The 1,994-nt window shown below is 65.2% G+C and carries 3 protein-coding genes; all 3 read left to right on the forward strand.

From position 1 onward, the window contains the following. Nucleotides 1-506, forward strand: a 506-nt coding sequence (locus Q8S40_RS20240; RefSeq protein ID WP_305671843.1) for a hypothetical protein, incomplete at its 5' end; no start/stop codon positions are given. Nucleotides 507-520: 14 nt separating this feature from the next. After that, complete coding sequence (locus Q8S40_RS20245) at nt 521-1,321, forward strand: hypothetical protein (RefSeq protein ID WP_305671844.1); 801 nt, start codon at nt 521-523, stop codon at nt 1,319-1,321. Continuing rightward, nucleotides 1,321-1,994, forward strand: a 674-nt coding sequence (locus tag Q8S40_RS20250; RefSeq protein WP_305671845.1) for a TonB-dependent siderophore receptor, incomplete at its 3' end; no start/stop codon positions are given. The genes Q8S40_RS20245 and Q8S40_RS20250, both read left to right, overlap by 1 nt.

Raw genomic sequence — 1,994 nt, forward strand, 5'->3', positions numbered from 1 at the left:
GCGCATCCGGCGGCGCGCGGGAAGTGCGGCTCGCCATGGAAGACTGGCTGGCACGTGGCACTGATCTGGCATTGTGGCAGACGGGTCTGGCCGCAAAGCCGGTGGATGATCCGGCGGATGTCTGGCCCGCGCCCGGCCATCCGGCCGGTTTCGACCTGCACGGTGTGCGCTGCACCGGGCCGGTGCTGCAAACCCTGGCGCACCTCGCCGATGCGAGTTCCGGGCCGTCCCTTCCCTGGCTGCAAGCCCACCGGCCGCTGCTGGAATCTGCCGCCGGGCTGCCGCTGGCGATGTCCGGCGTGGCGGCAGCGGCCTTGCTCGATCTCGGCTGCACAGCGGCGCAGGGAGAAATGCTGCATTTGCTGCTGCGGCTGCCGGGCGCCGCGGCGCATGCCCTGGAACAAAAGGATTACGGCCACAAGAATTTTCCGTTTTTCCGCACCGAACTGGAAAACGACCCCGGCCCCGCCCAGAACGCTGGGAATCTTGCGGAGGGAGGGGCGTGAAGGGACCACAACTGTTGGAGCAGCATGTCGGGCGGCTCGCCACCCGCATGGGAGCGGTTTTTCCAGGCGAACGCGCGGTATTCCGTGGCCATGACCTGCACGCATCGCTCAAGGACCTGGACTGGCTGGAGCTCTACCTGTTCGGCATCACCGGCCGCCGCTACACGCCGCAACAGATAAGAGTAGTGCAAGCCATCTGGAGCTTCACCAGCTACCCGGATGCGCGCCTGTGGAACAACCGCGTGGCGGCGCTGGCGGGCACAGCGCGCAGCACTGGTACTCTCGGCATCGCCGCCGCGCTCGCCGTTTCCGAAGCGCAGATATACGGTCGCGGCATCGATCTGCGTGCGATCGATTTCCTGATCCGGGCCAAGACCCACGTCGATGCGGGCGAAGATTTGGCCGAGCTGGTGCGCGCAGAGCTCAAGCGGCAGAGGGGAATCGCCGGCTACGGGCGGCCGATCGTCTCCGGGGACGAGCGCATCGTCCCGATGATGGCGCTGGTACGCGAAACAGGCCTGGTCGGTGGACCGCATCTCAAGGTTGCGTTCGAGGTGGAAAAAATTCTGCTCGCCGGGCGCTGGCGATTGCGCATGAATTATGCTGCGCTGGCAGCCGCGCTGGGCGCTGATTTTGGCATGTCGCCACGCGAGTATTATTTTTTTGTTATTCCGGCCTTTCTCGCCGGCATGCCGCCATGCTATCTGGAGGCGGCGGAGAAACCGGCCGGCCTGTTGTTTCCGCTGCCTTGCCGGATTATGCTTTACGAAGGCGTTCCACGCCGTAGCTGGCGGGATTCCGTCGCTAATACCTGATGCTCGATCTGAGGGCAAACCTGTCCTTGCGCTGGGGCGAGCATAAAAAAGAAGAAGAGTCGGCGCGCATTCCGGCGCCAAGGGGGGGTGTCATGAAGAGATCGATTGCGCGGTTAGTGGCCGCGGCACTGGCCGTCGCGTGGGCCGGCGCCTGCGCCGACCAGGGGGGCGAGGAAGAGGATCTGGCGCTGGCCTACGGCGACAAATCCTTCATCACCATCGCCAGCGGTGTCCGGCAGCCCATCGCGCGGGCACCGTCGGTCGCCACCGTGGTCACCGCGGAGGACATCGCAGACATCGGCGCAGCCGATCTGGACGAGGTGCTGGAAACCGTGCCGGGCCTGCACGTGGCGCGCGCCGGTGCCGCCTATAATCCGATTTATACCATCCGAGGCATCCACACCCAGTACAACCCCCAGGTGCTGATGCTGGTGAACGGTATCCCCGTCACCAGCGTGTACACCGGCAACCGTTCCCAAATCTGGGGCGGCATGCCGGTGGAGAACATCGCGCGCATCGAGGTGATTCGCGGCCCCGGTTCCGCGCTGTACGGCGCCGACGCTTTTTCCGGCGTGATCAACCTCATCACCAAAACCGCCGCCGACATTAACGGCACCCAAATCGGTGTGCGTGCCGGCTCGTTCAGGAGCCGCGATGCCTGGGTGCAGCATGG

The sequence above is a fragment of the Falsiroseomonas sp. genome (genome assembly GCF_030695085.1).
Lineage (GTDB): Bacteria > Pseudomonadota > Alphaproteobacteria > Acetobacterales > Acetobacteraceae > Falsiroseomonas.